The 26,346-nt window shown below is 56.1% G+C and carries 18 protein-coding genes; 12 read left to right on the forward strand and 6 right to left on the reverse strand.

The genetic code is table 11. The annotated features are described in order from the left end of the window. Positions 1 to 536: 536 nt before the first annotated feature. From HBJ59_RS31065 to HBJ59_RS31075, 3 genes are all read right to left on the reverse strand, one after another. Complete coding sequence (locus HBJ59_RS31065; RefSeq protein ID WP_167665766.1) at positions 537 to 2,261, reverse strand: ABC transporter ATP-binding protein/permease; 1,725 nt, start codon at positions 2,259 to 2,261, stop codon at positions 537 to 539. A 100-nt stretch (positions 2,262 to 2,361) separates the two neighbouring features. Next, complete coding sequence (locus HBJ59_RS31070) at positions 2,362 to 2,922, reverse strand: response regulator transcription factor (protein WP_003216016.1); 561 nt, start codon at positions 2,920 to 2,922, stop codon at positions 2,362 to 2,364. Next, positions 2,915 to 4,177, reverse strand: coding sequence for an ATP-binding protein (locus HBJ59_RS31075; protein WP_167665767.1), 1,263 nt, complete (start codon positions 4,175 to 4,177; stop codon positions 2,915 to 2,917). Before HBJ59_RS31075 ends, HBJ59_RS31070 begins: the two co-directional genes overlap by 8 nt. Positions 4,178 to 4,382: 205 nt before the next feature. Between HBJ59_RS31075 and HBJ59_RS31080 the strand changes: the two genes are divergently transcribed. The 11 genes from HBJ59_RS31080 to HBJ59_RS31130 all read left to right on the forward strand — a co-directional run bounded on the left by HBJ59_RS31080 (position 4,383) and on the right by HBJ59_RS31130 (position 21,327). Then, positions 4,383 to 5,096 (forward strand): SIMPL domain-containing protein, encoded by a 714-nt coding sequence (locus tag HBJ59_RS31080; protein ID WP_167665768.1) that lies wholly within the window; start codon positions 4,383 to 4,385, stop codon positions 5,094 to 5,096. A 415-nt stretch (positions 5,097 to 5,511) separates the two neighbouring features. After that, positions 5,512 to 8,619 (forward strand): dermonecrotic toxin domain-containing protein, encoded by a 3,108-nt coding sequence (locus HBJ59_RS31085; protein WP_167665769.1) that lies wholly within the window; start codon positions 5,512 to 5,514, stop codon positions 8,617 to 8,619. 103 nt (positions 8,620 to 8,722) lie between these two features. Then, the gene (locus tag HBJ59_RS31090) at positions 8,723 to 10,324 is read left to right on the forward strand and encodes an ABC transporter substrate-binding protein (RefSeq protein ID WP_076016513.1); all 1,602 of its coding nucleotides are present in this window, start codon (positions 8,723 to 8,725) and stop codon (positions 10,322 to 10,324) included. A gap of 258 nt (positions 10,325 to 10,582) precedes the next feature. Then, entirely contained in the window at positions 10,583 to 12,211 is a 1,629-nt protein-coding gene (locus HBJ59_RS31095) for an ABC transporter substrate-binding protein (RefSeq protein ID WP_076016512.1), read from the forward strand. Between the two features lie 363 nt (positions 12,212 to 12,574). Then, positions 12,575 to 14,119 carry an ABC transporter substrate-binding protein gene (locus tag HBJ59_RS31100; RefSeq protein WP_371916644.1) on the forward strand — a complete coding sequence of 515 codons (1,545 nt, stop codon included), beginning with the start codon at positions 12,575 to 12,577 and terminating at the stop codon, positions 14,117 to 14,119. 171 nt (positions 14,120 to 14,290) lie between these two features. Then, entirely contained in the window at positions 14,291 to 15,688 is a 1,398-nt protein-coding gene (locus HBJ59_RS31105) for an OprD family porin (RefSeq protein WP_167665770.1), read from the forward strand. A gap of 81 nt (positions 15,689 to 15,769) precedes the next feature. Then, the gene (locus tag HBJ59_RS31110) at positions 15,770 to 17,368 is read left to right on the forward strand and encodes an ABC transporter substrate-binding protein (RefSeq protein WP_167665771.1); all 1,599 of its coding nucleotides are present in this window, start codon (positions 15,770 to 15,772) and stop codon (positions 17,366 to 17,368) included. Between the two features lie 76 nt (positions 17,369 to 17,444). Then, a complete protein-coding gene (locus HBJ59_RS31115) occupies positions 17,445 to 18,455 on the forward strand; it encodes an ABC transporter permease subunit (protein WP_003171721.1) in 1,011 nt (336 codons plus the stop codon). A 10-nt stretch (positions 18,456 to 18,465) separates the two neighbouring features. Further along, positions 18,466 to 19,377, forward strand: coding sequence for an ABC transporter permease subunit (locus HBJ59_RS31120; RefSeq protein WP_076016508.1), 912 nt, complete (start codon positions 18,466 to 18,468; stop codon positions 19,375 to 19,377). A gap of 10 nt (positions 19,378 to 19,387) precedes the next feature. Further along, complete coding sequence (locus HBJ59_RS31125; RefSeq protein ID WP_017138287.1) at positions 19,388 to 20,356, forward strand: ABC transporter ATP-binding protein; 969 nt, start codon at positions 19,388 to 19,390, stop codon at positions 20,354 to 20,356. Beyond that, positions 20,356 to 21,327, forward strand: a complete 972-nt coding sequence (locus HBJ59_RS31130; RefSeq protein WP_076016507.1) for a peptide ABC transporter ATP-binding protein — start codon at positions 20,356 to 20,358, stop codon at positions 21,325 to 21,327. Before HBJ59_RS31125 ends, HBJ59_RS31130 begins: the two co-directional genes overlap by 1 nt. 223 nt (positions 21,328 to 21,550) lie before the next feature. On the opposite strand, the gene HBJ59_RS31135 is transcribed toward HBJ59_RS31130, so the two are convergent. From HBJ59_RS31135 to HBJ59_RS31145, 3 genes are read right to left on the reverse strand one after another with little or no spacing between them, the layout of a single operon-like run. After that, positions 21,551 to 22,546 carry an alpha-xenorhabdolysin family binary toxin subunit B gene (locus HBJ59_RS31135; RefSeq protein WP_167665772.1) on the reverse strand — a complete coding sequence of 332 codons (996 nt, stop codon included), beginning with the start codon at positions 22,544 to 22,546 and terminating at the stop codon, positions 21,551 to 21,553. 35 nt (positions 22,547 to 22,581) lie between these two features. After that, the gene (locus tag HBJ59_RS31140) at positions 22,582 to 23,643 is read right to left on the reverse strand and encodes an alpha-xenorhabdolysin family binary toxin subunit A (protein ID WP_167665773.1); all 1,062 of its coding nucleotides are present in this window, start codon (positions 23,641 to 23,643) and stop codon (positions 22,582 to 22,584) included. 53 nt (positions 23,644 to 23,696) lie between these two features. After that, a complete protein-coding gene (locus tag HBJ59_RS31145; protein WP_167665774.1) occupies positions 23,697 to 24,740 on the reverse strand; it encodes a hypothetical protein in 1,044 nt (347 codons plus the stop codon). 442 nt (positions 24,741 to 25,182) lie between these two features. Between HBJ59_RS31145 and HBJ59_RS31150 the strand changes: the two genes are divergently transcribed. After that, positions 25,183 to 26,319 carry a hypothetical protein gene (locus HBJ59_RS31150; RefSeq protein WP_167665775.1) on the forward strand — a complete coding sequence of 379 codons (1,137 nt, stop codon included), beginning with the start codon at positions 25,183 to 25,185 and terminating at the stop codon, positions 26,317 to 26,319. Positions 26,320 to 26,346: the final 27 nt, after the last annotated feature.

The raw sequence follows: 26,346 nt of genomic DNA on the forward strand, positions 1-26,346 counted from the left end.
CCGGCTTGAGTGTGGTGAAGCAACAGCAGGAGCAACAGCAAAACCAGAAGCGGTCACGGTCCAAATGTGGGAGCGGGCTTGCTCGCGAAGGTCGTTAACGATGACGCGGGCATCCTGATTCAACGCGGCGCTCTCAGGTTTTTCGCGAGCAAGCCCGCTCCCACAGAAAAGCAGCTCTGCTTTCGCTCTGGATCTTGCCTCTGCTTTTAACACTCAAGCCGGCCGGGAGGCCGCTGTGCTCTTGCTTTTGATCTGCTTTTGATTTTGATCTGACTGCCCCATTCAGCCCGAGGCCGAACGCAGGTATTGCGGAGCGGGTAAACCGGCAGGACGCCGGTTTAGCCGCGCCGGGCCATGGATGGCCCGTCGCGGCGGCCCGCGGAGTAATGCCGGAGTGAGGGAACACCGAGCCTAGGCGAGGTGCCGACAGGCGGGGCAGAGCGTTTTGGTTACTTTTGCGCTTTTCAAAAGTGACCCGCTGTAAGAGCGGAACCCTAGGTGGCCGTTACCTAAATAACGGATATACCCCCAAAAGCTCAAACCAGCGACTGCTCCGCCAACTGCCCGTTCTCGATCCGCACATGCCGCCCATGGAAACGCTTGAGGCTGCTGCGATGCCCGACGCTGACGATGCTCAAACCCGGCAACTCATCGATCAATGCCTGATACAGCGCCGCCTCATCCTCCTCGTCCATCGCAGACGTAGCTTCATCCATGTACAGCCATTGCGGCTCAAACAACAACGCCCGGGCAAACGCCAGGCGCTGCTGCTCACCCGGTGACAACATCCGCTGCCAGTGGTTAGCTTCGTCCAAGCGCGGAATCAGATGCGCCAGGCGGCAGGTTTCCAGGACCTGTGCATAACGTTCCGCCGGGTACGCGCCCTCCTCCTGTGGATAACTCAACACGCCACGCAGCGTACCAATCGGCAGATACGGCTTCTGCGGCAGGAACAGATAACGCTCGGCCGGCAAACGAATGTTGCCATGCCCGTTTGGCCACAAATTGCCCATGGCCCGCAGCAAGGTTGATTTGCCGCTGCCGGAACGACCGCTGAGCATCAGGCGCTCACCTTCGGCAACAGTCAGGTTGGCGCCTTCGAGCAGGTGACGACCATCAGCCAGGTCCAGGCTGAGGTTGTTCATCTGCAGATCACCGCCCTGGCGCTGCAACTCGATACCCATGTTGCGGCCTTCGTTTTCGTCCATCGCCTCGCCGAAGCTCAGCAGACGGTCACAGGTCGCACGCCAGCTGGCCAACACGGTGTACGCGTCGACAAACCAGCTCAGGCTGCCCTGCACACTGCCAAACGCCTGGGCGACCTGCATCAGTACGCCCAACTCGATCTTGCCGGCAAAGTAACGCGGCGCAGCCACCACAAACGGGAAGATGATCGCGATCTGCGAGTAACCGCTGGTGAAGAAATTCAAGCGCTTCTTGAGCTGCATGATGCTCCAGAAGTTGCTCCACACTCGCCCGAAGCGTGCACTCAGCTGCTGGTGTTCATTGGGCTCGCCATTGAACAGTGCGATGCTTTCCGCGTTCTCCCGCACCCGCACCAGGCTGAAACGCAAGTCGGCCTCGAAGCGTTGCTGACGGTTGCTCAAGCCAATCAGTTTTCGACCAATCAAGTGGGTCAACCAACTGCCCAGCACCGCATAGACCAGCGCCGCCCAGAACATGTAGCCGGGAATCGTGATGCCCCACACTTCGATGCTGCCAGACACGCCCCACAGGATCACCGAGAACGACACCAGGCTCACCAGATTACTGATGAAACCCAGGCCCAGGCTCAGGGTACTGCTGGTAAAGGCGTTGAGGTCTTCGGAGATACGTTGGTCGGGGTTGTCGGTGTAGCCGCCGTATTCCAGGTGGTAGTAGTTCTTCTGGCTCAGCCACTTGGCAAAATAAGTTTCGGTCAGCCAGCGCCGCCAGCGGATGGTGAGCATCTGCTGCAAATAGGACGTGAACACCCCAGTGACGATCGCCACCACGGCAATCACGCTGAAGTACATCAGCAAGTGGGTGAAGGCGTCGTAGTCCTTCTTTTCCAGGGCGTTGTAGAAGTCGCGGTTCCAGCTGTTGAACCACACCGACACCGCCACACTGAACAGTGACAGCCCCAGCACCACCAGCAATAACAGCCAGGCCTTGCCCTTCTCCTCACTGCGCCAGTAAGGGGTGATCAGCGCCCAGACTTTTCTTAAAAATTGCCCACGCACCGCGTCATTGACCGCGGAATACTCAGCGTTCTGATTCATTGTTCAGGCTCGGTAGGAAAAAAATAACAGGCGTTTGAACCGATCATAGACGATCGGTTCAGGGCTCCGTGCGGCCTGAAGCAAGTTGTTCAGTCGCCGTTCAACGTCTTACCGGACGCTTCTGCAATTTGCGCTGCAACGTCCGGCGATGCATGCCCAGGGCGCGGGCCGTAGCGGAGATGTTGCCTTCGTGCTCGGTCAATACGCGCTGGATGTGTTCCCACTGCAGGCGGTCCACCGACATCGGGTTTTCCGGCACCAGGGTGTCGAGGTCGGCGTGCTCGGAGAGCAAGGCGGCCAGCACGTCGTCGGCGTCCGCCGGCTTGCACAAGTAGTTGCACGCGCCACGCTTGATAGCCTCGACGGCGGTGGCAATGCTGGAATAGCCGGTGAGGATCACCACGCGCATTTCCGGGTCCAGCTCCAGCAGCTTGGGCAGCAGCACCAGGCCGGAGTCGCCGTCCATTTTCAGGTCCAGGGCCGCGTATTCCGGCAGGTCGGCCGTGGCGATGGCCAGGCCTTCTTCGGCGGAGCCGGCGGTGCTCACGCGAAAGCCACGACGGCTCATGGCGCGGGCCATCACGCGGGTAAAGGTAGCGTCGTCATCTACCAGCAGCAGGTGCGGCAGTTCTTCGCCTTCGACTTGGATCTCGTCACTCATCGATGTCTCCTCGTGCGACACGGGGCAGGCGCAGCTCGGTGAGCGTGCCGCCTTCCTCATGACTATAGAGTTTCACTGAGCCGCCCGCGCGAGTCACGCTGGCCTTGCTCAAAAACAGGCCCAGGCCGAAGCCTTTGCCCTTGGTGGTAAAGAAGGGTTTGCCGATCTGCTCGGCAATCGCCAACGGCACGCCGGCGCCGTGGTCGCGAATGCTGATGGTGAGGTCTTCCGCGTCCCAGTCCAGGGTCACTTCCAGGCCTTCCGGGCAGGCGTCGGCGGCGTTGTTCAGCAGGTTCAGCAGCGCCTGGGTCAGGTCCGGCGGCGGCGCCATGCGCGGCACCGAGCCCTGGCCCAGCAGGTGAAAACGGTAGCTGGCTTCGGGACGCATCAGGTGCCAGCGGTTCAGGGCTTCGTCCAGCCACTGGGTAACGTCCTGCATCTCCACCGCCAGGCGGCGATTGGCTTCGGCGGCGCGCACCAGTTGTTGCAAGGTCAACTTGCACTGCTTGACCTGTTCCTGCAGCACGCTCAGGTCGTCTTGCAGGGCCGGGTCGTGGTGGTCCTGGGTCATTTCCTTGAGCAGTACGCTCATGGTCGCCAGCGGCGTCCCCAATTCATGGGCTGCGCCTGCGGCCTGGGTGGCGACGGCCAGCAGTTGCTGGTCCCGCAGGCCTTCTTCACGGCGAATGGCGCGCAGTTCTTCCTGGCGGCGCAGCTCTTCCGCCATCCGCGCGGCAAAGAAGGTGATGACCGCCGCCGAGAGGGCAAAGCTCAGCCACATGCCGTAGATCTGCAGGTTTTCCCGGGCGATGGGAAAGGTCTGCAACGGGTAGAACTGCGCCAGCAGCAGGGTGTATAGGGTCAGGGCGATGCCCGACAGCACCACCGAATAACGCCACGGCAGCGTCACCGCGGCGATGGTCAGTGGCACCAGGTAATAAGAAACGAAGGGGTTGGTGGAACCGCCGGAGAAGTACAGCAACACACTGTGGATAAACAGGTCGCAGGCCAGTTGCAGGGAGTATTCCAGCTCGGTCACCGGCCACGTGGTGCGCAGGCGAATGGCGGTAAACACGCACAGTACCGTGGAAAACCCGAGGGTCACGGCCAGTTGCAGCCAAGGCAGCGGCAGCAGGTTGAACCAATAGGCGAGCCCGACCGAACCGGCCTGTGCGGCCAGTACCAAGGTGCGGATGAACGTCAGGCGCCAAAGGTTCTGGCGGGTGGCGGAAGTCAGTTTTACGGCGGCGAGCATGAGCTCTCCCGATGAGCGCTGCAGGCGGATCGCACGGAGTATAAACGAAGCGGCAGCGCTGGCACGGCGTGTGTGGCTCTTTGACGCAGGGGTCAGGAACATACCGTTCGTCGGCATCCGTCAACTTGTAGCGAATGTGTAAACCCGAAGAACTGAAACCTTGCGTCTACAGTCTTACCGAACACGAACATCTCAAGGAGCTTACATGTCTCGTTTCATTCGCAGTGCAGCCACCCTAACCCTCGGCGCCGCTACCCTCGCCAGCCTGCCTGCCATGGCCGCTGATGAGCTGCATTACAACCAGATTGCCCTGCGCGCCGAAGTCAGCCAGGAAGTGGCGCGCGACCAGATGATCGTCACGCTGTACACCGAGTCGCAGAACACCGACCCGGCCAAGCTGGCCGCCGAAATCACCACCACCATGAACAAAGCGCTGGCCCAGGCCCGCGAAGTCAAAGGCGTGACCCTGCGCCAGGGCAGCCGCAACAGCTACCCGATCTACGACAACAAGAACCAGAAAATCACCGGCTGGCGCGAACGCGCTGAACTGCGCATGGAAAGTGCCGACTTCGCCGCACTGTCCAAGCTCACCGGCGACATGCTGACCAACCTGAAAATGGACAGCATGGACTTCGCCATCGCCAACCCGACTCGCAAGGCCAGCGAAGATGCGCTGCTTAAAGAAGCGGTCACCGCGTTCAAGGCCCGTGCACAACTGGCCACCGATGCGCTGGGCGGCAAGGGCTACAAGATCGTCAACCTGAACTTCAACACCAATGGTTATCCACAGCCGTATGCCCGTGGCGGGATGATGATGAAAGCCGCAGCAATGGATTCGGCACCGACGCCGGAAGTTGAAGCGGGCACCAGCCAGGTCAATATGACGGCGGACGGCGTGATCGAAGTCCAGATGCCCTGATCGAGCGGTACCCGAGTTGCAATGACGCTGCCTACGGGCAGCGTTTTTTATTCAGGTGAGAACATATCCTGCAACTCTCCTCTGATATTCATCACGGAATCGATATTCCGGTTTTCGACACCTATATATACCCCAACGTTGACAGGGATTGCTCTGCGGGTATGTGTCCAACCCACTATCGAGTACCACACCCATGTACCTTCATTTATCCCCTTCCAGGCTGAGCGCAACGTCCCGTTTCTTGCAGCAAGCCGCTTCAATGCCGGCGCCGCCCACTCCACACCCCAGCGTTCACAAGACGCTCACCCCCACCCCAGTACAACCGCCGCAAGTTGATGCGCCGCCGGGAGACCCTGCCCTGGTCCAGGCCTACATCGGGGCGGTACAGCGTAAGGTCGAAGGCCACCGCCCCGGCTTGATCAAGGTTCCCGCCCAAACGGTGTTGGGCCAATGGCTTGAGCTGCATCGCTCGCAACTGGAACATCCGATTATTCAGGGCTGGATGCGCGAGCAGAAAATCGACCCGTCCAGCCTGTCGATAGTCCCTTCCACCGGAGCGATGTCCGCCAAAGTCGACGGTGTGAGGAAAGACTTCTCTCTCTCCGACGGTACCGGTTGGGGACAAGTTTCAGGACCGCTTCTCGCGTCCGGCAAGGTCATAGCTCCAGGCGTCGGGCAGGAATTACGGATACGTTCAAACGAAAACACCGTGGACGTCTCTGCAAAAGTAGTCGCTGGTTTTTACGGCATGCAGGTCCCAGCCAACCTGTCTGAGGGCAGGGCGCAAATCCGGCGACTGGAGCACAGCAAATCCTTCGAAGCCATTCCCCCCGATGACCGCCTGCGGCCTGCCAACCTGCGTTCGGCGCAGGCCCTGGACCTACAGAGGAGCAATACCGAGCAGTCTTACAGTGCTACACCGCAAAAACTGGCGTTTACCCGTTTAGCGACTGAGGTGGCGAACGCCTACCCCAACGTGCATAACGAGGCCAAACGGTGGGCGGGAGAGTTGATCGAGAAAGAGACCGGCCAAAAAAACGTAGACCCGGACAGCCTGTACTTCAATCGCTTCTATCAAGCTCAAAGCGCCTCGCCCGGCACCGCTACCGGCGCGATGCACCTGGGTGAAGAACCGTTCTATTCGAAACGCCTGCCGGACGCTTTGCTGGATAACTTCTCGGAACAAGACCAAATCCCCGGCCAACTTGACACAGAAGCCGGCATCTACAAGACCGGTCGCGGGGAAAGCACCAAGGGCGGCTATGGTGCCCACAATCAGTTCCCCCTCGCCCCTTCAACGTTGATGCACGGGAGTTGGAAAACTGACTTCCAGTCGCGCATGAGCACAAAAATAAACGAGTTTTGGAGTGCCAAGGGGGGAGACTACCGAACAACGTTGAAAGGGCAGTTCATCCAGCAGGCACGCGAGCAACTGAGCGGGTATGACGCCAAGACACCCCTCGAAAAAAAGCTGATGCCGGCCGAACACCAGTTCACCCGGGACGATTATCGATTGGTGATGAAGGCGGCCTCCAATATTGCGCAGGATGAAAACGCGCCACTGACGGTAGCCCAACTACAGACAGACGCACCGGCTAAAGACCAGTTGCGGGCCTATCCGTTCGACATCAATGGCTGGGGCTCCAGCGACATTATCCGGTTCGCCGTCCTGGATGACGGGCAGTACAACTATCAGAACAACCGTCGCGACGGTACGCAAATTCTCTACATCCCAGGTGCAACGCCGGCATTCCTGAGGTTCGCCTCCCTCGACAAAATGGACGAATGGGTGGTGGACCAAGCCAAGGACCCGAAAAAACGCGAGGCGCTCGCTTCGCATTTCTCCCTTTACAACCGCCAGGACGGCGGCGCGTTCGGAAAATTCGGCGTCGACTCCTCACTCGCTCATCTGGGCAACGGTGACTGGTCGAAGATGGAAGGCGAAACCATTGACCGCAACTATAAGCGCATCGAAGGTGACGTCTTCAGCCAAATGAAGGATCAGGCGAAGGAGCGCATGATCAGCGATGCGGACATCGCGATAAAATCCAACAGCGAGGTAACCCGGGACACCTGGCTCAATGACATTTCCGCAGCCGCCAAGCTGTTCGCGCCCATGGCGCCTATTGCTGCTCCCGTTGCAGCGGCCGCCGCCGCCCTCGGCGTCACGGAACTGGCGTTGGGTGCGGAAAAGTCCGCATCAGGCGACACACAGGCAGAACGCAGTGATGGCGCCTGGAAAGCCTTCGATGGCGCTCTCAATACCTTGTTTTCGGCCGGCGGGGGCGGGAAGGCCGAAGACCCGTTTGCAATACCGCGCGAGAACATGACGACGTTGCCCGGCCAGGCAACCTCCATCAACGCCTTGGAGGGCCGCGCAGGCCGTGGCTTGCCCAATCGCCTACAGCCGTCACAAGCGGGCAATATCAGTGGCCATGCGGTAGTTGACGGTGATCATCTGATTGCCAATAGCACACCCAACGCCAAGGGCATTTATCAGGCCAAGGACGTTAACGGCGCCGACCAATGGTTAATCCGGCATACCGACGACACGGGCGTCAGCAAGGTGTACGAGATCCGGGGGGATTTCAAACTCAGTGACAACTATGTGCAGATAATTGACCCGATAAGCCGAAAACCGGTGATGACCGTACATTCGAATGGCGATGGAGAGTGGGTGCGGGTCGGAGGTCAAGCTGGCCGGCCAAAATGGCCATGGCAACGCACGATATCGCCAACCCCTAGCGAAGAGATAAAACCGACTCCAGGGTTCGCAAATCACTTCCATAACCTGGATGGTTCGAAAATTAACGAAGCTGAAAAGTTTGATCAGTTTCTGAACGTTAACGAAAAAATCAACTACGACTTCTCCAGCAACAACTACGAAGAGGCAGGTGTTATCAAAAGAAAACTTAACGTCTCCTGGAGTGACAACGTTGACAACTTTACAGTCGCCACCTCGGAAAAGGCGAAACCCACAGAATTCGGATCCAGCGATTACAGTGATCAGTTCATTACGGATCTCAATCGCAACCCTTACACTTTGCGGGCAAATGGGAAACAGGTAGAGATCAATATACCCAAACAAATTAAGGCGCTTAATTTTCCCGGCAATAACGTCCCACAGTCAGAAATGAATGCGCTTATAAAGCAAGCCATCCAACAGTTTGAGCAAATCGTTCCGGAGCCTGCCCTGCGAGCCCGCATCTCTGAAGTTGCTCATCAAGGAGCTACGGCCCCTGCGTGGGGAGAGGTACAAGCAGGATTAAAAGATGACTATATGAGCACTGGAACCGATAGGCACTTCTACATTGACTACGACCCGGCCACTCAATCGGCTACCGTCACAGCCAATATCGACTTTACGGTTACCGATGTTTCAGGGTCGGATTTCAAACTCGTCAACGGCACCAGCGCAAGGGCCAGTAGAGTATTTAAAATAAGTGAAAGTAACGAGCTTGACGGTGATGGGCTCTCAATCGACAAATCAGCGCCCACACGCATAGAAGTATCTGTCGTGTAAAAAGTTATAAGCATCTCCCCTACCTGGCAATCCTGAACGGCGGTAACCTCGGTGACTGCCGTTTTCGTTTGCGCAGCGTTTACCTGCCACTTCAGGGGTCTCCATGGAAAGAATCACCTTTAAACCGCTGCTCCTCGCCGCCGGCCTGATGGCGTTTATGCCGATGGCCCAGGCGGCCAGTACCCTGGTCTACTGCTCCGAAGCCAGCCCCGCCGGTTTCGACCCCAGCCAGTACACCAGCGGCACCGATTTCGATGCCTCCGCCGAAACCGTGTTCAACCGCCTGACCCAGTTCAAGCGCGGCGGCACCGAAGTCGAACCCGGCCTGGCGACTCGCTGGGACGTGTCCAAAGACGGCCTGACCTACACCTTCCACCTGCGCGATGGCGTCAAGTTCCACACCACCGACTACTTCACCCCCACCCGCGACTTCAACGCCGACGACGTTGTGTTCACCTTCCAGCGCCTGCTTGACCCCGAGAGCCCGTTCCGTAAGGCCTACCCGTCCGAGTCACCGTACTTTACCGACATGGGCTTGAACACCACGATCAAGAGCGTCGAAAAACTCGACGAGCACACCGTGCGCTTCAACCTGAACAACGTCGACGCCTCCTTTGTGCAAAACCTGGCCATGAGTTTCGCCTCGGTGCAGTCCGCCGAATATGCCGCGCAGTTGCTCAAAGAAGACAAGGCCGCCGACATCAATCAGAAACCGGTAGGCACCGGGCCGTTCGTGTTCAAGCGTTACCAGAAGGATTCGCAGATTCGCTACAGCGCCAATAAACAGTATTGGAAGCCCGAGGATGTGAAGCTCGACAACCTGGTGTTCTCGATCACCCCGGACGCCGCCGTGCGCCTGCAAAAACTCAAGGCCGGCGAGTGCCAGGTCAGCGGTTACCCGCGTCCTTCCGACATCGAAGTGATGAAGCAGGACCCGAATCTGCGGGTGCTCCAGCAAGCCGGCTTTAACCTGGGCTTTCTCGCCTACAACGTGACCCACCCGCCCCTGGACCAGCTCAAGGTCCGCCAGGCCTTGGACATGGCCATCGACAAGCCGGCAATCATCAAGGCCGTGTACCAGAGCGCCGGACAATTGGCGCAGAACGCACTGCCTCCGGCGCAGTGGTCTTATGATCCGACGATCAAGGACGCGCCCTACGATCCGGCCAAGGCCCGGGCGCTACTAAAAGAAGCAGGGGTTGCACCAGGTACCACCCTCAACCTGTGGGCAATGACGGTTCAACGCGCGTCGAATCCCAACGCTCGAATGTCGGCGCAGATGATCCAGCAGGATTGGGAAAAAATCGGCATCAAGGCCAATATCGTCAGCTATGAGTGGGGCGAGTACATCAAACGCGCGAAAGCCGGCGAGCACGATGTGATGATTTACGGCTGGACCGGCGACAACGGCGACCCCGATAACTGGCTCGGCGTGCTCTATAGTTGTGCCGCGGTAAAGGGCAGCAACTACGCAAAATGGTGTAACCCGGCGTACGACAAACTGGTGCAGCAGGCCAAGGTCAGCAGCGACCGCGAGCAGCGTATCAAGTGGTATCAAGAGGCACAAAAAATCCTTAAAGAACAAGTGCCTATAACACCTATTGCAAACTCGACGGTTTTCCAGCCCCTTCGAAAGGAGGTGCAGGACTTCAAGATCAGCCCATTTGGACTCACACCGTTCTATGGCGTCAGTCTGAATAAGTAACAGCAACGCCCCAACCGAGTGCGCCAGACGCCTCGGTTGGGCATTCCTGGTGCGCGCCTCGCACCGAAAAAACCCTTCAAAGATGCGTAAATGTGCCCGAACTTACACATATGCGACATTCGTGTACGTTCGTACCACTGTTTAGCCGTTGTAGGCTCTCAACATCTTGCAATGGGTATGGGCCCTGCATAAGTATCCGCAGGTCGACTCACGAGGTCGCCCTCACTACCAAAAATGACAACAAATCATGAGGCCAACATGCTTAAACACGCAGTCATTCCGTTATTAGTCAGCGCCGGTTTAATGGCTGCTGCACCTTTCGCCCAAGCGGCGAGCAACTTGGTGTTCTGCTCCGAAGGGAGCCCGGCCGGTTTTGACCCAGGCCAGTACACCACCGGAACAGACTTCGATGCTTCGGCCGAAACCATGTTCAACCGTCTGACCCAGTTTGAGCGCGGCGGCACCGCTGTTGTTCCTGGGCTGGCCACGACCTGGGACGTTTCCCCGGATGGCCTGACGTACACCTTCCACCTTCGTGAAGGCGTCAAGTTCCACACCACCCCGTACTTCAAGCCAACTCGTGAATTCTCGGCTGACGACGTACTGTTCACTTTCAACCGGATGATCAACAAAGATGATCCGTTCCGTAAAGCCTACCCAACCGAGTTCCCGTACTTCACGGACATGGGTATGGACACCAACATCAAGAACATCGAGAAAGTCGATGCCCACACCGTCAAGTTCACCCTTGGCACCGTGGACGCCGCTTTCATCCAGAACCTGGCCATGAGCTTCGCCTCCATCCAGTCGGCCGAATACGCCGCCCAACTGTTGAAGGAAGGCAAGCCTCAGGACATCAATCAGAAGCCAATCGGCACTGGTCCGTTCGTGTTCAAGAGCTACCAGAAAGACTCCAACATCCGTTACACCGGCAACAAGGATTACTGGAAGCCTGAAGACGTGAAGATCGACAACCTGATCTTCGCCATCACCACTGACCCGTCGGTGCGTATCCAGAAGCTGAAGAAAAACGAATGCCAGGTGACCCTGTTCCCGCGTCCGGCCGACCTCAAGGCGCTGGGTGAAGACAAGGACCTGAAACTGCCGCACCAGGCCGGTTTCAACCTGGGCTACATCGCCTACAACGTAATGCCGGTCCTCAAGGGCCAGACCGCGCCTAACCCGCTGTCGGACATCCGGGTGCGTGAAGCCCTGGACATGTCGGTGAACAAGCAGCAGATCATTGATTCGGTTTACCAGGGCGCGGGTCAACTGGCCGTCAACGCCATGCCGCCAACCCAGTGGTCCTACGACACCACCATCAAGGATGCGCCGTTTGACGTGACCAAAGCTAAGGCTTTGCTCAAGGAAGCCGGCGTCAAGGAAGGCACCGAGATCACCCTGTGGGCGATGCCGGTCCAGCGTCCGTACAACCCGAACGCCAAGCTGATGGCTGAGATGCTGCAGAACGACTGGAAACAGATCGGCCTGAAAGTGAACATCGTCAGCTACGAGTGGGGCGAGTACATCAAGCGTTCCAAAGGCGGCGAGAACCAGGCCATGATCATTGGCTGGAGCGGCGACAATGGTGACCCGGACAACTGGTTGAACGTGCTGTTCGGCTGTGATTCCCTGGCCGGCAACAACTTCTCCAAGTGGTGCGACAAGAAATTCGACGGCATCGTGAAAGAAGCCAAGGCGACTTCCGACGTAGCCAAACGCACCGAGCTGTACAAGCAGGCGCAACATATCCTCAAAGATGCAGTCCCGATGACACCTATCGCGCACTCGACGGTGTATCAACCCATGCGCAACAACGTGCAGGACTTCAAGATCAGCCCATTTGGCTTGAACTCCTTCTACGGCGTGAGCGTAAGCGGCAAGTAAGAGGCTCTGACGGCGACGTTTATAACGTCGCCGTTATTGCATCTGCCAAGACCGTAGGAAATAGACCACATCCGCACGCGCCGCCGTCTTACGGCTGTTAACTGCGAATCGCGGCTCCGTTACCTACAAGGTCTGTCAGATTCGTTGTATTTACTGCCCGGCTCCCGACCCCTAACGTCGTGGCACGGCAGAAGCAGCGTCTCTGTAGGGCAATTGCCGTTGTGGGATCAGTGATGTCGCCAGGTCATGAATGACCGGGCGATTGCTCACTGACGAAAACAACAAACAAGGATCGGGATTGTCATGCGCCATACCACCGTTCTATCCGCGATATTCGGCACCAGCCTGTTGGCTGTGGCCTCAATGGGCCAGGCTGCCGATAAAAAGAGCCTGGTGTTTTGCTCCGAAGGCAGCCCGGCTGGCTTCGACACCGCGCAATACACGACGGCCACCGACAACGACGCCGCCGAGCCTCTCTACAACCGCCTGGCCGAGTTCGAAAAAGGCGCGACCAATGTCGTACCAGGGCTGGCAACCAGCTGGGATATTTCCGAAGACGGCCTGACCTACACCTTCCATCTGCGTGAAGGGGTGAAATTCCACAGCAACAAGGACTTCAAGCCGACGCGTGATTTCAACGCCGACGACGTGCTGTTCACCTTCAATCGCATGCTTGACCCCGAACACCCGTTCCGCAAGGCCTACCCCACCGAGTTTCCGTACTTCAACGGGATGAGCCTGAACAAGAATATCGCGAAGGTCGAGAAAACCGGCCCGCACACCGTGGTGATGACCTTGAACACGGTCGACGCCGCGTTCATCCAGAACATCGCCATGAGCTTCGCCTCGATCCTGTCGGCTGAATACGCCGACCATTTGCTCAAGATCGGCAAGCCCAGCGACATCAACCAGAAGCCGATCGGCACCGGGCCGTTCGTGTTCCAGCGTTACCAGAAAGACTCGCAGATTCGCTACACCGGCAACAAACAGTACTGGGACCCGAGCCGCGTGAAGCTCGACCAGCTGATTTTTGCGATCAACACCGACGCGTCGGTGCGGGTGCAAAAACTCAAGGCCGGTGAATGCCAGATCACCCTGCACCCGCGCCCGGCCGACGTCGAAGCGCTGAAAGCCGACCCGAAGCTGCAACTGCTGACCAAGCCAGGCTTCAACCTCGGCTACATCGCCTATAACGTGCGGCACAAGCCTTTCGACCAGCTCGAAGTGCGTCAGGCTTTGGACATGGCGGTGAACAAGCAGAGCATTCTCAACGCCGTGTACCAGGGCGCGGGGCAATTGGCGGTCAACGCCATGCCGCCGACCCAGTGGTCTTACGACGACACCATCAAGGACGCCGCCTACAACCCGGAAAAAGCCAAGGAACTGCTCAAGGCTGCCGGCGTGAAGGAAGGTACCGAGATCACCCTGTGGGCGATGCCGGTGCAACGGCCGTACAACCCCAACGCCAAGCTGATGGCCGAAATGCTGCAAAGCGATTGGGCCAAGATTGGACTCAAGGTCAAGATCGTCAGCTATGAATGGGGCGAGTACATCAAGCGCACCAAGAATGGCGAGCACGATATCAGCCTGATCGGCTGGACCGGCGACAACGGTGACCCGGACAACTGGCTGGGCACTCTCTACAGCTGCGACGCCATCGGCGGGAACAACTACTCCATGTGGTGTGACCCGGCGTACGACAAGCTGATCAAGCAAGCCAAGGTCGTGACCGACCGCGAACAAAGGACTGTTCTGTACAAACAGGCGCAGCAACTGCTCAAGCAGCAGGTGCCGATCACGCCAGTCGCCCACTCGACGGTCAACCAGCCGTTAAGCGCCAAAGTCGAAGGTTTTAAAGTGAGCCCCTTCGGCCGCAACGTGTTCTCGGGCGTCAGCATTACCCCATAAAAAAATAACCGGATTGCGCAGGGTGAGAATTCACCCTGCTGCAAACGTGCAGCCTTATTTCGGGTTTTACCCTCGGGCAAACGTTTGCAAAGGCTTGAAAGAGTTACACACCCAATAGCCGGTTCACCTAAAAAGACCGGCATTAAAAAGAGAACCAAAGGAGCTTCACCCATGAAACTGAGCAGCACCGCGCTACTGGCCCTGGCCATCAGCAGCATCACGGCTACCGCCTACGCTGACCCTGCAAGCCAGGACTTCGTTCCAACCACACTGGCCGGCACCAGCGCCCAAAGCGAGGCCAAAGGCTTTATCGATGGATTCAGCCTGGGCGGTACAACCCGTAACTGGTTCTCCAACGAACAACGCTTCCGCGGCAGCAAATTCACCTACCAGAAGCACGGCGAAGCCCGTACTGACAATTACCGTACCAACTGGGTGCAAGGCACCATCCTCAACGCTACCTCGGGCTTCACCCAAGGCACCGTGGGTGTGAGCACTGAGGTTGCGGTCTACAATGCTGTGGTCCTGGACCGTAGCAAGCGCGACATCAAGGGCGGTTCCAACCGTACCCTGGCCGACTCCGACGGCGACGCCGTAGACCAGTGGAGCAAACTGGGCCTGGCCAACGTCAAGTTCCGTGTCTCGAACACCACCTTGACCGCCGGTCGCCAGAACTTCAGCAGCGGCATCGTCGACACCATCGGCAACCGTGCGCTGCCTTCGAGCTTTGAAGGTGTGAGCTTCAACAGCGAAGAGTTCAGCAACCTGTCGTTCCAGGGCGGCGTGTTTGACCGCGTTTCGCCACGGACCGAGCAGAGCCTGTCGAAATTCCGCAGTGAATATGGCAATGGCCGCCAGGAAACCGACAAGGTCAACACCTTTGGCGTCAACTACCAGCCATTCAAGAGCCTGAAGACCAGCCTGTTTGCCGCCAACGTGGAAGACTTCTGGAACCAGTACTACTTCGGTGCTACCCACGAGCTGGGTGACAGCCAGACCCTGTCCCTGACCACCGGCCTGAACTACTACAAAACCGTCGACGAAGGCAAAAAGTTGATGGGCAAGATCGACAACGACACTTACTCGCTGTCGTTCGGCCTGACCCACCAGGCTCACAGCCTGACCTTCTCGTACCAGGCCGTGAACGGTGACGAGTACTTCGACTACCTGCACGAAACCAACGGCATCTACCTGGCCAACTCCCTGACGTCCGACTTTAACGGTCCGAACGAGAAGTCCTTCCAGATTGCCTACGGCATTAACATGGCCGAATACGGCGTGCCAGGCCTGAAGTTCAACATCTACTCGGCGCGTGGCTGGGGTATCGACGGTACTCACTACACCGGCGACGGCGGCCGCGCGGGCTTTGCCTACAACGGCATTCAGGCCCAGGACGGCGAGAAACACCAGGAATACGGTGTAGGCGCGGCTTACGCGATCCAGAGCGGCGCACTCAAGGCCACTACCTTCCGCGGTACCTACGTGACTCACCGTGCCAGCGCCAACCAGGCTGACGGCAACCTGCGTGAGTTCCGCCTGGTGACCACCATCCCGTTCAACATTCTTTAATCAGCGCCAGGTGGGCGGCGGGCTCAGGACGAGCCCGCCGCCTACGCTTGTCTGGTCCAATCGATTGCAGAGGGCTCTTAGATGAAAATGCTCCCGTTACAAGCTGCCATTGCCGCTGCGCTGTTGAGCGTCGCTGTTGGCATCTCGGCCAAACCGTTGGTCGTCTGCACCGAAGCCAGCCCGGAAGGTTTCGATCCGGTCTTGTACACCACGGCCGTCACCGCTGACGCCGCCGCTGAAACCATGTTCAACCGGCTGGTGGACTTCAAGCCCGGCACCACCGAAGTGATCCCGGCGCTCGCCAAGGACCTGCCGGAAATCAGCGCCGATGGCCTGACCTACACCTTTCACCTGCGTGACGACATCAAGTTCCACACCACCGACTACTTCAAACCCACGCGCAACCTGAACGCCGACGACGTGCTCTGGAGCTTCCAGCGCCAGCTGGACCCGAATCACCCGTGGCACAACAAGTCCAACGTGGGCTACCCGTACTTTGAAAGCATGGGTTTCAAGGAACTGCTCAAGAGCGTAACGAAGACCGATGACCACACCGTGGTCTTCACCCTGACCCGCCCTGAAGCACCGTTCCTGGCCGACCTGGCCATGGCATTTTCCTCGATTCACTCCGCCGAATACGCCGACCAGTTGCTCAAGTCCGGCAAGACCGATGACCTGAACGCCAAGCCCATCGGCACCGGCCCGTTCATCTTCACCCGCTACGCCAAAGACGCCCAAGTGCGCTTCAAGGCCAACCCGGACTACTTCCGTGGCAAGCCGCCGGCGGACCCGTTGATCCTGGCCATCACCACTGACAACAACGTGCGCCTGCAAAAACTCAAGGCCAACGAATGCCAGATCGCGCTGTACCCAAAACCGGATGACGTGCCGAGCATGAAGGCCGACCCGAACCTGAAGGTTGCGGAACTGGCAGCGATGACCACCGCCTACACCGCCCTGAACACCACCCACAAGTACATGAGCGACGCGCGGGTACGTCACGCGATCAACATCGCGTTCGACAAGAAAGGCTACAACGAATCCCTGTACGGCAAAGGCAACTCCATCGATGCCACCGGCCCGTACCCACCAACCCTGCTGGGTTTCAGCGACAAGCTGAAAAACCCGCCGCGTGACCTGGACAAGGCCCGCGCCCTGCTCAAGGAAGCCGGCGTACCGGAAGGCACCGAGTTCACCCTGTTCACCCGTAACGGCGGCGGCCCGACCAACCCCAACCCGATGCTCGGCGCCCAGCGCATGCAGGCGGACCTGGCGCAAATCGGCCTGAAAGTGAACATCAAGGTCATGGAATGGGGCGAAATGCTCAAACGCGCCAAGAATGGCGAACATGACATGGTCTCCGCCGGTTGGGCGGGGGACAACGGGGACCCGGATAACTTCCTCACCCCGAACTTGAGTTGCGATGCAGCGAAAAACGGCGAAAACTACGCCCGCTGGTGTAACAAAGAGTTTCAAGACTTGATCGACAAGGCACGCGCTATCGCTGAACCCACCCAGCGCGCTGCACTCTATGAACAAGCAATGGACGTTTTCGACAAGGACCAACCATGGATTCCCATGGCTTACCCGAAAATGTTCACCGCCATGCGTAAAAACGTCGAAGGTTTTACCCAAAGCCCTCTGACTACAAATAACTTTGCCACCACCCAGGTGAAGTAAATAAGAGAAACGCTCGGCACCGTCGACATTGACGGTGCCGAACCTGCCTAACCGGCTGATTGAGGTACACAACAAGATGTTTAGTTTTATTGCCCGCCGATTGGGGTTATTGATCCCCACGTTTTTCGGCATCACCTTGCTGACGTTCGCGTTGATTCGCATGATCCCAGGCGACCCCGTCGAAGTCATGATGGGCGAACGACGAGTCGACCCCGAGATGCACGCACAGGCAATGGAACGCCTTGGCCTTAACAAGCCGTTGTATGCGCAATACCTGGACTACGTCGGCAAGCTCGCCCAAGGGGACCTTGGCGAATCGCTGCGTACCCGTACCAGCGTGTGGACCGAGTTCACCGCCCTCTTCCCGGCGACCCTGGAACTGTCCATGGCCGCCCTGTTGTTCGCCGGCATTCTGGGGCTGTTAGCCGGGGTGATCGCGGCCTTGAAACGAGGATCCCTGTTCGACCATGGGGTGATGGGCATCTCCCTGGCGGGATATTCGATGCCGATCTTCTGGTGGGGCCTGATCCTGATCATGTTCTTCTCCGTGAGCCTGGGCTGGACGCCAGTGTCGGGACGGATCGACCTGCTCTACGACATCGAGCCGCGCACCGGCTTCATGCTGATCGACACCCTGCTGGCTGACGAGCCGGACGCGTTCTGGGATGCGTTGCACCACCTGATCCTGCCGGCCATCGTGCTCGGCACCATCCCGCTGGCCGTGATCGCGCGGATGACCCGTTCGTCGATGCTTGAAGTCCTGCGTGAAGACTACATCCGTACCGCCAAGGCCAAAGGCCTGTCGCCGGCACGCGTGGTATTCGTCCACGGCCTGCGTAACGCGTTGATCCCGGTACTCACCGTGGTCGGCCTGCAAGTCGGCACACTGCTGGCGGGTGCGGTCCTGACCGAAACCATCTTCTCGTGGCCCGGCATCGGCAAATGGCTGATTGAAGCCATTGGCGCACGGGACTATCCCGTGGTGCAAAACGGCATCCTGTTAATCGCCTGCCTGGTGATTCTGGTGAACTTCGTGGTGGACATCCTCTACGGCTTCGCCAACCCACGCATCCGTCACCAGCGCTGAGATCATGACCATGACCACACCTACTCCCGCGGTAGCAGTCGATCAAAGCCTGCTGTACCCGTCCCCGTACAAAGAATTCTGGCAAGCCTTCTCCAAGAACAAAGGCGCCGTTGCCGGCCTGCTGTTCATGTTGCTGGTAGTGTTTTGCGCACTGTTCGCCCCTTGGGTGGCCCCGCACAACCCGAGCGAGCAATACCGTGACTTCCTGCTGACCCCTCCGGCCTGGCTGGAAGGTGGGCAGATCCAGTTCCTGCTGGGTACCGATGAACTGGGCCGTGACCTGCTGTCGCGCCTGATCCAGGGTTCGCGCCTGTCCTTGCTGATCGGCTTGTCGTCGGTAGTCATGTCGCTGATCCCGGGGATCCTGCTGGGTCTGTTCGCCGGTTTCTTCCCACGCATGCTTGGCCCGACCATCATGCGTCTGATGGACATCATGCTGGCCCTGCCATCGCTGCTGCTGGCTGTGGCCATTGTCGCGATCCTCGGCCCTGGCCTGATCAATACCGTGATCGCCATCGCGATCGTGTCGCTGCCGTCCTATGTCCGCCTGACCCGTGCTGCGGTGATGGGCGAACTGAACCGTGACTACGTGACCGCCGCCCGCCTCGCCGGCGCCGGCCTGCCGCGCCTGATGTTCGTCACCGTGCTGCCTAACTGCATGGCACCGTTGATCGTTCAGGCCACCCTGAGTTTCTCCTCGGCAATTCTCGATGCCGCAGCCCTTGGCTTCCTGGGCCTTGGCGTACAACCGCCAACCCCGGAGTGGGGCACCATGCTGGCTTCGGCCCGCGACTACATCGAACGCGCCTGGTGGGTCGTGAGCCTGCCTGGCTTGACCATTTTGCTCAGCGTGCTGGCAATCAACCTGATGGGCGACGGGCTGCGCGATGCGCTGGACCCGAAACTCAAGAATGCCGCCTGAGGAGATTCCCATGTCACTGCTAGAAATCAAGAATCTCAATGTCCGCTTCGGCGACAAGACCGCCGTACCGGTGGTCGATGGCCTCGACATCTCCGTCGACAAAGGCGAAGTACTGGCGATCGTTGGCGAGTCGGGTTCGGGTAAATCCGTGACCATGATGGCGCTGATGGGCCTGATCGAGCACCCCGGCATCGTCACTGCCGACGCCCTGAACTTCGACGGCAAGGACATGCTCAAGCTGAGCAACCGCCAGCGCCGGCAGATCGTCGGTAAAGACTTGGCGATGGTCTTCCAGGACCCGATGACCGCCCTGAACCCCAGCTACACCGTGGGTTTCCAGATCGAAGAAGTGCTGCGCCTGCATTTGAAAATGTCCGGCAAGCAAGCGCGCAAGCGCGCCATCGAACTGCTCGAAAAGGTGGAAATCCCAGGCGCAGCCAGCCGTATGGATGCCTACCCGCACCAGTTGTCCGGTGGTATGAGCCAGCGTGTGGCTATCGCCATGGCCATCGCCGGCGAGCCGAAATTGCTGATCGCCGATGAACCGACCACGGCACTCGACGTGACCATCCAGGCCCAGATCATGGAACTGCTGCTGGCCTTGCAGAAAGAGCAGAACATGGGCCTGGTGCTGATCACCCACGACCTCGCGGTGGTGGCTGAAACTGCCCAGCGCGTGTGCGTGATGTACGCCGGCCAAGCCGTGGAAGTCGGCCAGGTGCCGCAGTTGTTCGACATCCCGGCGCACCCGTACAGCGAAGCGCTGCTCAAGGCGATTCCCGAGCACAGCCTGGGCGCCACGCGCCTGGCCACGCTGCCGGGTATCGTTCCCGGCCGTTATGACCGCCCGCAGGGTTGCCTGCTGTCGCCACGCTGCCCGTATGTGCAGGAATCCTGCCGCGCCCAACGCCCGGGCCTTGACCCGAAAAGCAACAGCCTCGCCCGCTGCTTCTACCCGCTGAATCAGGAGGTGGCGTAATGGCCGTCGTACTTACCGCCCGCGACCTGACCCGTCACTACGAAGTGTCCCGTGGCCTGTTCAAGGGCCACGCCCTGGTGCGTGCGCTCAATGGTGTGTCGTTCGAGCTGGAAGCTGGCAAGACCCTCGCGGTCGTGGGCGAATCCGGCTGCGGCAAATCCACCCTGGCCCGCGCCCTGACGCTGATCGAAGAACCGTCTTCCGGCTCGCTGAAAATCGCCGGCCAGGAAGTGGCCGGCGCCGACAAGGCCCAGCGCAAGCAATTGCGCAAAGACGTGCAGATGGTGTTCCAGAGCCCATACGCTTCGTTGAACCCGCGCCAGAAGGTCGGTGACCAACTGGGCGAGCCGCTGCTGATCAACACCAACCTGTCCGCCGCCGAACGCCGGGAAAAGGTCCAGGCGATGATGAAGCAAGTGGGCCTGCGCCCCGAGCATTATCAGCGCTACCCGCACATGTTCTCCGGTGGCCAGCGCCAGCGGATCGCACTGGCCCGGGCGATGATGCTGCAACCGAAAGTGCTGGTGGCGGATGAACCGACCTCGGCACTGGACGTATCGATCCAGGCTCAGGTGCTGAACCTGTTCATGGACCTGCAGCAGGAATTCAACACCGCCTACGTGTTCATCTCCCACAACCTCGCGGTGGTGCAACACGTCGCCGACGACGTAATGGTGATGTACCTCGGCCGCCCGGTTGAAGTCGGTCCGAAGGAAGACATCTACGCACGCCCGCTGCACCCGTACACCCAGGCGCTGCTGTCGGCGACCCCGACCATTCATCCGGACCCGAACAAGCCGAAGATCAAGATCGTCGGCGAGCTGCCCAACCCGCTGAACCCGCCGTCTGGCTGCGCCTTCCACAAGCGCTGCCCGTACGCGACCCAACTGTGCAGCACCGACGAGCCACTGTTGCGGCCACTCGACAACCGTCAGGTGGCTTGCCACTACGCGGAACAGTTCGTGGCCTGACCCGCAAAAAATGCTCTGGAGGGTGAGTCCAGAGCATTGCCAGTGTTCTACAGCCCTTCCCATCAGGTTGCGCATCAGCCGGGTGGGAGGGGCTTTCTTTTGGACCGCGATTATAAACGCGGGGCATCCCAATTATAAAATCTTAAAACCCAAAAAATAAAAGAGTAAGCACTTGGACTACACTGGCACTCAGGTACTTACTCATGCATCCACTCATTACACACTATACATCCCGAAGCCAATAGGGCTGGAGTTTACGGCAGTAACTTTTCAGATCACTCGCGTTGGCCAGCAAAAGTGTCGCAGTGCCGAGTACATCCTTGGGTTTTACAAACACCAAATCAATAAAATTAGTCAACGCATCCGCAACCTTGGTCGCCTCGTAAACATAGACCCTACGCGGCTCCGTTATATTTTGCGATTCGATAAACTGCTGCGCTTTTTGCTGATTGGCATCGAGTTGTTGTTCCAGACTCGTCATTCGTTTCTCGCGTCGATCAATGCTGTCCTGAAGAGATGTTCGTGCCTGTACCATATGGTCGAACTTAATGGCCTCGTCGATGCTTTTTAGAACCATCTTACTGACCTCAGCTCCAGCTTTAATTGCGGCAGCTTTCATTTCACCAGGTTTTTCATTTTTTTCGATCACATTTTCTGCCTGATCCACAAGCGCAAGGGCCTTATCCAACCCCGTAGTATCCGTATAAGCCTTGATAGCCTGATCAAGAATCACCTTTTGTTCTTTCATTTTAATTAACGGCTTTTCCTCGGGAGACAGCTGCTTTAATAGTGTTTCCCGTTCAGACTTGAGAACACTCAACATATAGGAGTTACCACTAATAGTGGTTGTTTCCGCGTTAAATACGCCGGCAACCACATCGTCTCGATACTGAGAAAATCGATTTAAAAAGCCATCAAGGAAATTCTTTATTTCTCGATTATAGCTATCCCGCGCCGACTGAGGAGTTGAATCAGTCATGGCGCTGAGCTCATCAACATACCCTTGCAACTCATCGGTTTCCAATAATGCAGGTACGGTATTGAGCGCGTTGTTGATTTTCTCATCAACATCACTAACAGCACTATTCAACTGTTTTAGCTCTTCCTTGAGTGACTCGTATGGAACATTACTCAAACTGATAAGCGTTTCGTTACGTATAATAACTCGAACCTTCCTAACCACTTTTAAATCGGGAACCTTAAGTTCATCAGCATTCATGACACACTCTCCTTCTCATAACAAAGAAATAATACTCAGCTCAAAGCCACAACCAAAAAACTTGAATTCTTTTTGACGTTTGACCAATTAACCATTACGGCCTCCAACTTTATAACGAACATACGAAGGACCGTGTATTGAGTAGCGGTGTTGATGGTCTGCTTCGAAGAGTCGATATAGGTAAGGATGCCCTGCCAGATACCCTCAAGTTGAGTAACTACTTTCTCAGCACTCAATACATAATCGAACAGAGTATTTAAATCGGTCGCAATGGTATGAAGCGACGCCACCAAGCCGTTTCTCGCTTCAATTTGCTGGATCAGTGCAGCCTTTTGCTCTTTCAAAGGATCCAGTTCATTCGCTTGAGTAACTAGTTTCCACGTCCAATACGGGATAGCTGAAACTAGTGTAAAGGAAGCCAGTACATCCCATACGACAAACCCATACTCAGCTTTTTTTTGTTCAATCCTCAGTTCCATATCATCAATTTTCGCTTGTAATGACGTGACCTGAGAATTTAACTCATCTTTTGACGTCAGTTTAAGCATGGCCCCAACCCCAGGCATAATCGTTTCTACGGCGGTCCTGAAGGAAGTGATAATATTAATGACGCCTCTAGTATTTGATCGCTTGGCCTCAATGGATTCTTTCAAATACTGTAAATATTCCTGAATAGTTGATACCCTCTGCCCATCCGCCTGAGTCATATAAACGGCAGGAAGAGCTTGAATAGCCTCCTCACTGATATCCTTCACTTGCCCCGAAAAATCGATGTACCCCGGCATGATTTTAATCGTGTCAACAAGCGCACCTCCGTAAGTCTGAAGATCATCCGCGAACGTTGAAAGAGACGCCGCTACTTTTTTCATCGAAACTTCAACATTATTCCACGCAATAGCATTTATATTAATATCGGAATACAAAGCCCTGATATCGTTTGGCTCCAGCCCCGGAATACCTGTCGTCGTCACACCCAGTATTTGTGTGATGCTATTAAGGTCAGTGGGCAGCGACTTCCCCTTTGTTACGTATCGACGGATGCTTGCCACGTCGCTCTTAGTCACCACCGGAATTGATGCGTCATTTACCGTAGCCATTGTGGCGCTCCATTATCTATCAATATAATTAGAAAACTTTAAACACTTACAATTTATCTACAAAAAGCCGGCCTCAGTGACTGCACATAAGCTTTTACGGTTCGCCAATCTTTCATCATCGCTCTTTGTGTAAGGTCCAGCGTATTAATGGTGCGTATCCCATAAACATTATTGATTTTAAGTACAGAATTATCTGCATATCCCGCCGTCATAATCCACATGCTTTCCATCTGCCTCGCTGCATCAAGGGCTGCAGTGACAAGGGTCTCTATCGTTTCAAGGTTAGTACGCACGTTTTGTAGAATTGCTTTAACCTCATCTTTATCCTGCAACGCTCCAATCAACCTATTCCTTTCTACAATTATAGGTTCAATGACTCCGCCCTTGATGAAGCGGTTCATTTCACCCACGCCTGATAATAGTTCAAAAAAATTTAGTGGCCTATTCCAATAGGCTTCAGCTTCGGCCTCTTTACGCTTGGCCTTCTCAAGTCTTTCATCAAGATCCTTAATTTGCCTATCAATCACATCAACACCGCACAATGCAATTTTCCCTGTAACAGCTACCATGACTTTATTGCTTAATTCCTCCTTAAAATCAGAGATTCGAGTTGTTATGCCGTTGATTGCTTCCAACCGACTCCTGACAACATTTCCTAACGCGACGTACAGATCTCTGACTGTATACAATGCCGAATTATCCACACCAAGCATTGACCGCATGGGGAGATGGTTTACTTGCTCCTGTGTCATGTCAGCAATTTCGACTTTGAATTCTGCATACCCTGGAATTTTTTCAATGGTATCGAGTGTATTGTTACCATAGGACTGAAAGTCATCTGCAAACGCAGATAAATTATCCATTAACACGATCATATCCCCCTCAATGCTCGGCCATTTGGAGGCGTTATTATGTACCATTTGGAAAACTTCACTTAATTCATTGGCACCCAAACCTTTTATGTTCGCGCCAGAAAGGCGATAGAGAGACTCAATAGTTGTCGCTTCAGTAGGAAGACTCAAAGCTGATGACACGTAAGCTTTAAGGTTATCCACCTCTGCCTCTGTAAATACGACCTCCGCCGTAAACTCACTCATACCCACCTCCAACCTTGCTGACTAGCTAGGCCACATTGCCCGTTCAAAGGTATAGATTTGCACTTGTGAAATATCTACTGTCAATTCTGACAGTCATGCTTTAATACCGACAAACGGCACATTGAAAAATATACATTTCTATTAGAAAACAGATACATATAAATCCGTACGTATTCGATCGCCTGTGTTTTTTTCTCTTTTGCTTATCAGTGCGCTTGAGAAATCCATTCGGAACAAGTTTGTCTACTGTCAATATTGGCAGTAGACAAACGAATAAAAACGCACGCTAAGCGCGTCAAAACCTCTTAGAACTCTTCATTCTACAAAGACATTCCGATATAAAAAAACAAACTAAACACCTGTCAAACTTAACAGTAGCCAACGGATTTTTTTTAAACTCTCATTACCTGGCGACTTCTCTCGAACTCACGGATAACTCCTAATGACTACTTTTACTGTTTTCTTCTGCGGCACAGGCTCAAACCAATTTGATGATACCAACGCAAATTATTGGAACGGCGAACTCGTTTCCACCCTAGCTCAGAATACTCGAAGTCAAAGTAATGAATTCGCGAATTGGATCATCATCGATGGTCCTGGTAGCGGAAACCTGCAAGCTGATGACATGTTCACGAAGCCCGGTGGTTATTACCAATTAAGAGGAATGGCCTTTGGTTCCGGATGGGAGGAAAATGTTTCTCACGCCGTCAACATGATGAAGGGAAATTTTACTTGGCAGCGAGAAGAACTATCCCAAGAAAACTATAATAAACTGCTGAATGAAGGCATCCCGATTGAAGAGGTCAATACAACAGGATGCTGGTTTTGGCGAACGTATAAATATGGTACGCGTCAGACGACACCACAACAATTACAAGAGCAGATCATCAAGATTTTTCGAAAAGATGGCGTCATTCCAACGCAGGTAAACCTGGTAGGTTGGAGCCGAGGTGGAATTAGCTGCCATATGTTGGCCAATGCGATGCTTAAGGACAATGCCTTAAGTAGTGTACCTGTCAACATTTTTGCTGCCGACCCTGTTCCTGGCGCCTTAAACTTCCAGGACAACAGGGTTAAAATCGGCATTAACGTCAAAGAATATGTAGCCTTTTACGCAAGAGATGAGCGGTCCCTAGGTTTTTCCAGCGTCGTCCCCGAATTCGACAGCGGCACCAGAGTGCATATTTATCCAATCCCCGGACGCCATGCGACCCTAGTAGGCAATGCCGCTCCCAATGGCAACTCGGGTGCAAAGGTTTATCCGGAACCCGGCCAAATCGTTCGGCACTTCGCAGAGGTGTGCCTATCTCGTTGGGGTGTCCCCCTCGAAAAAAAACTCAATCTGACACCAGCAAAGATAAACGAGCTTCTCACAAAAATTAAAAATGACTTTAGCGGCTATGTGGCTATGCGAAGTACGGTTTACACCACAAGCACACAAACAGCGGGGGAGCGCACTATAACCAAGGGCAGCAGAGATATTAATTTTTCTGCAGTAAGAAGCACCAGCTATACACCAGAGGAAGGACTTTCTATAGAGCATATATTGACCAACGACTATTTCAAAGATATTAACTAATGCCTATCAAAGAACAATCCGTATGCA

The sequence above is a fragment of the Pseudomonas sp. AN3A02 genome, from assembly GCF_011765255.1.
In the GTDB taxonomy this organism is placed as follows: Bacteria; Pseudomonadota; Gammaproteobacteria; order Pseudomonadales; family Pseudomonadaceae; genus Aquipseudomonas.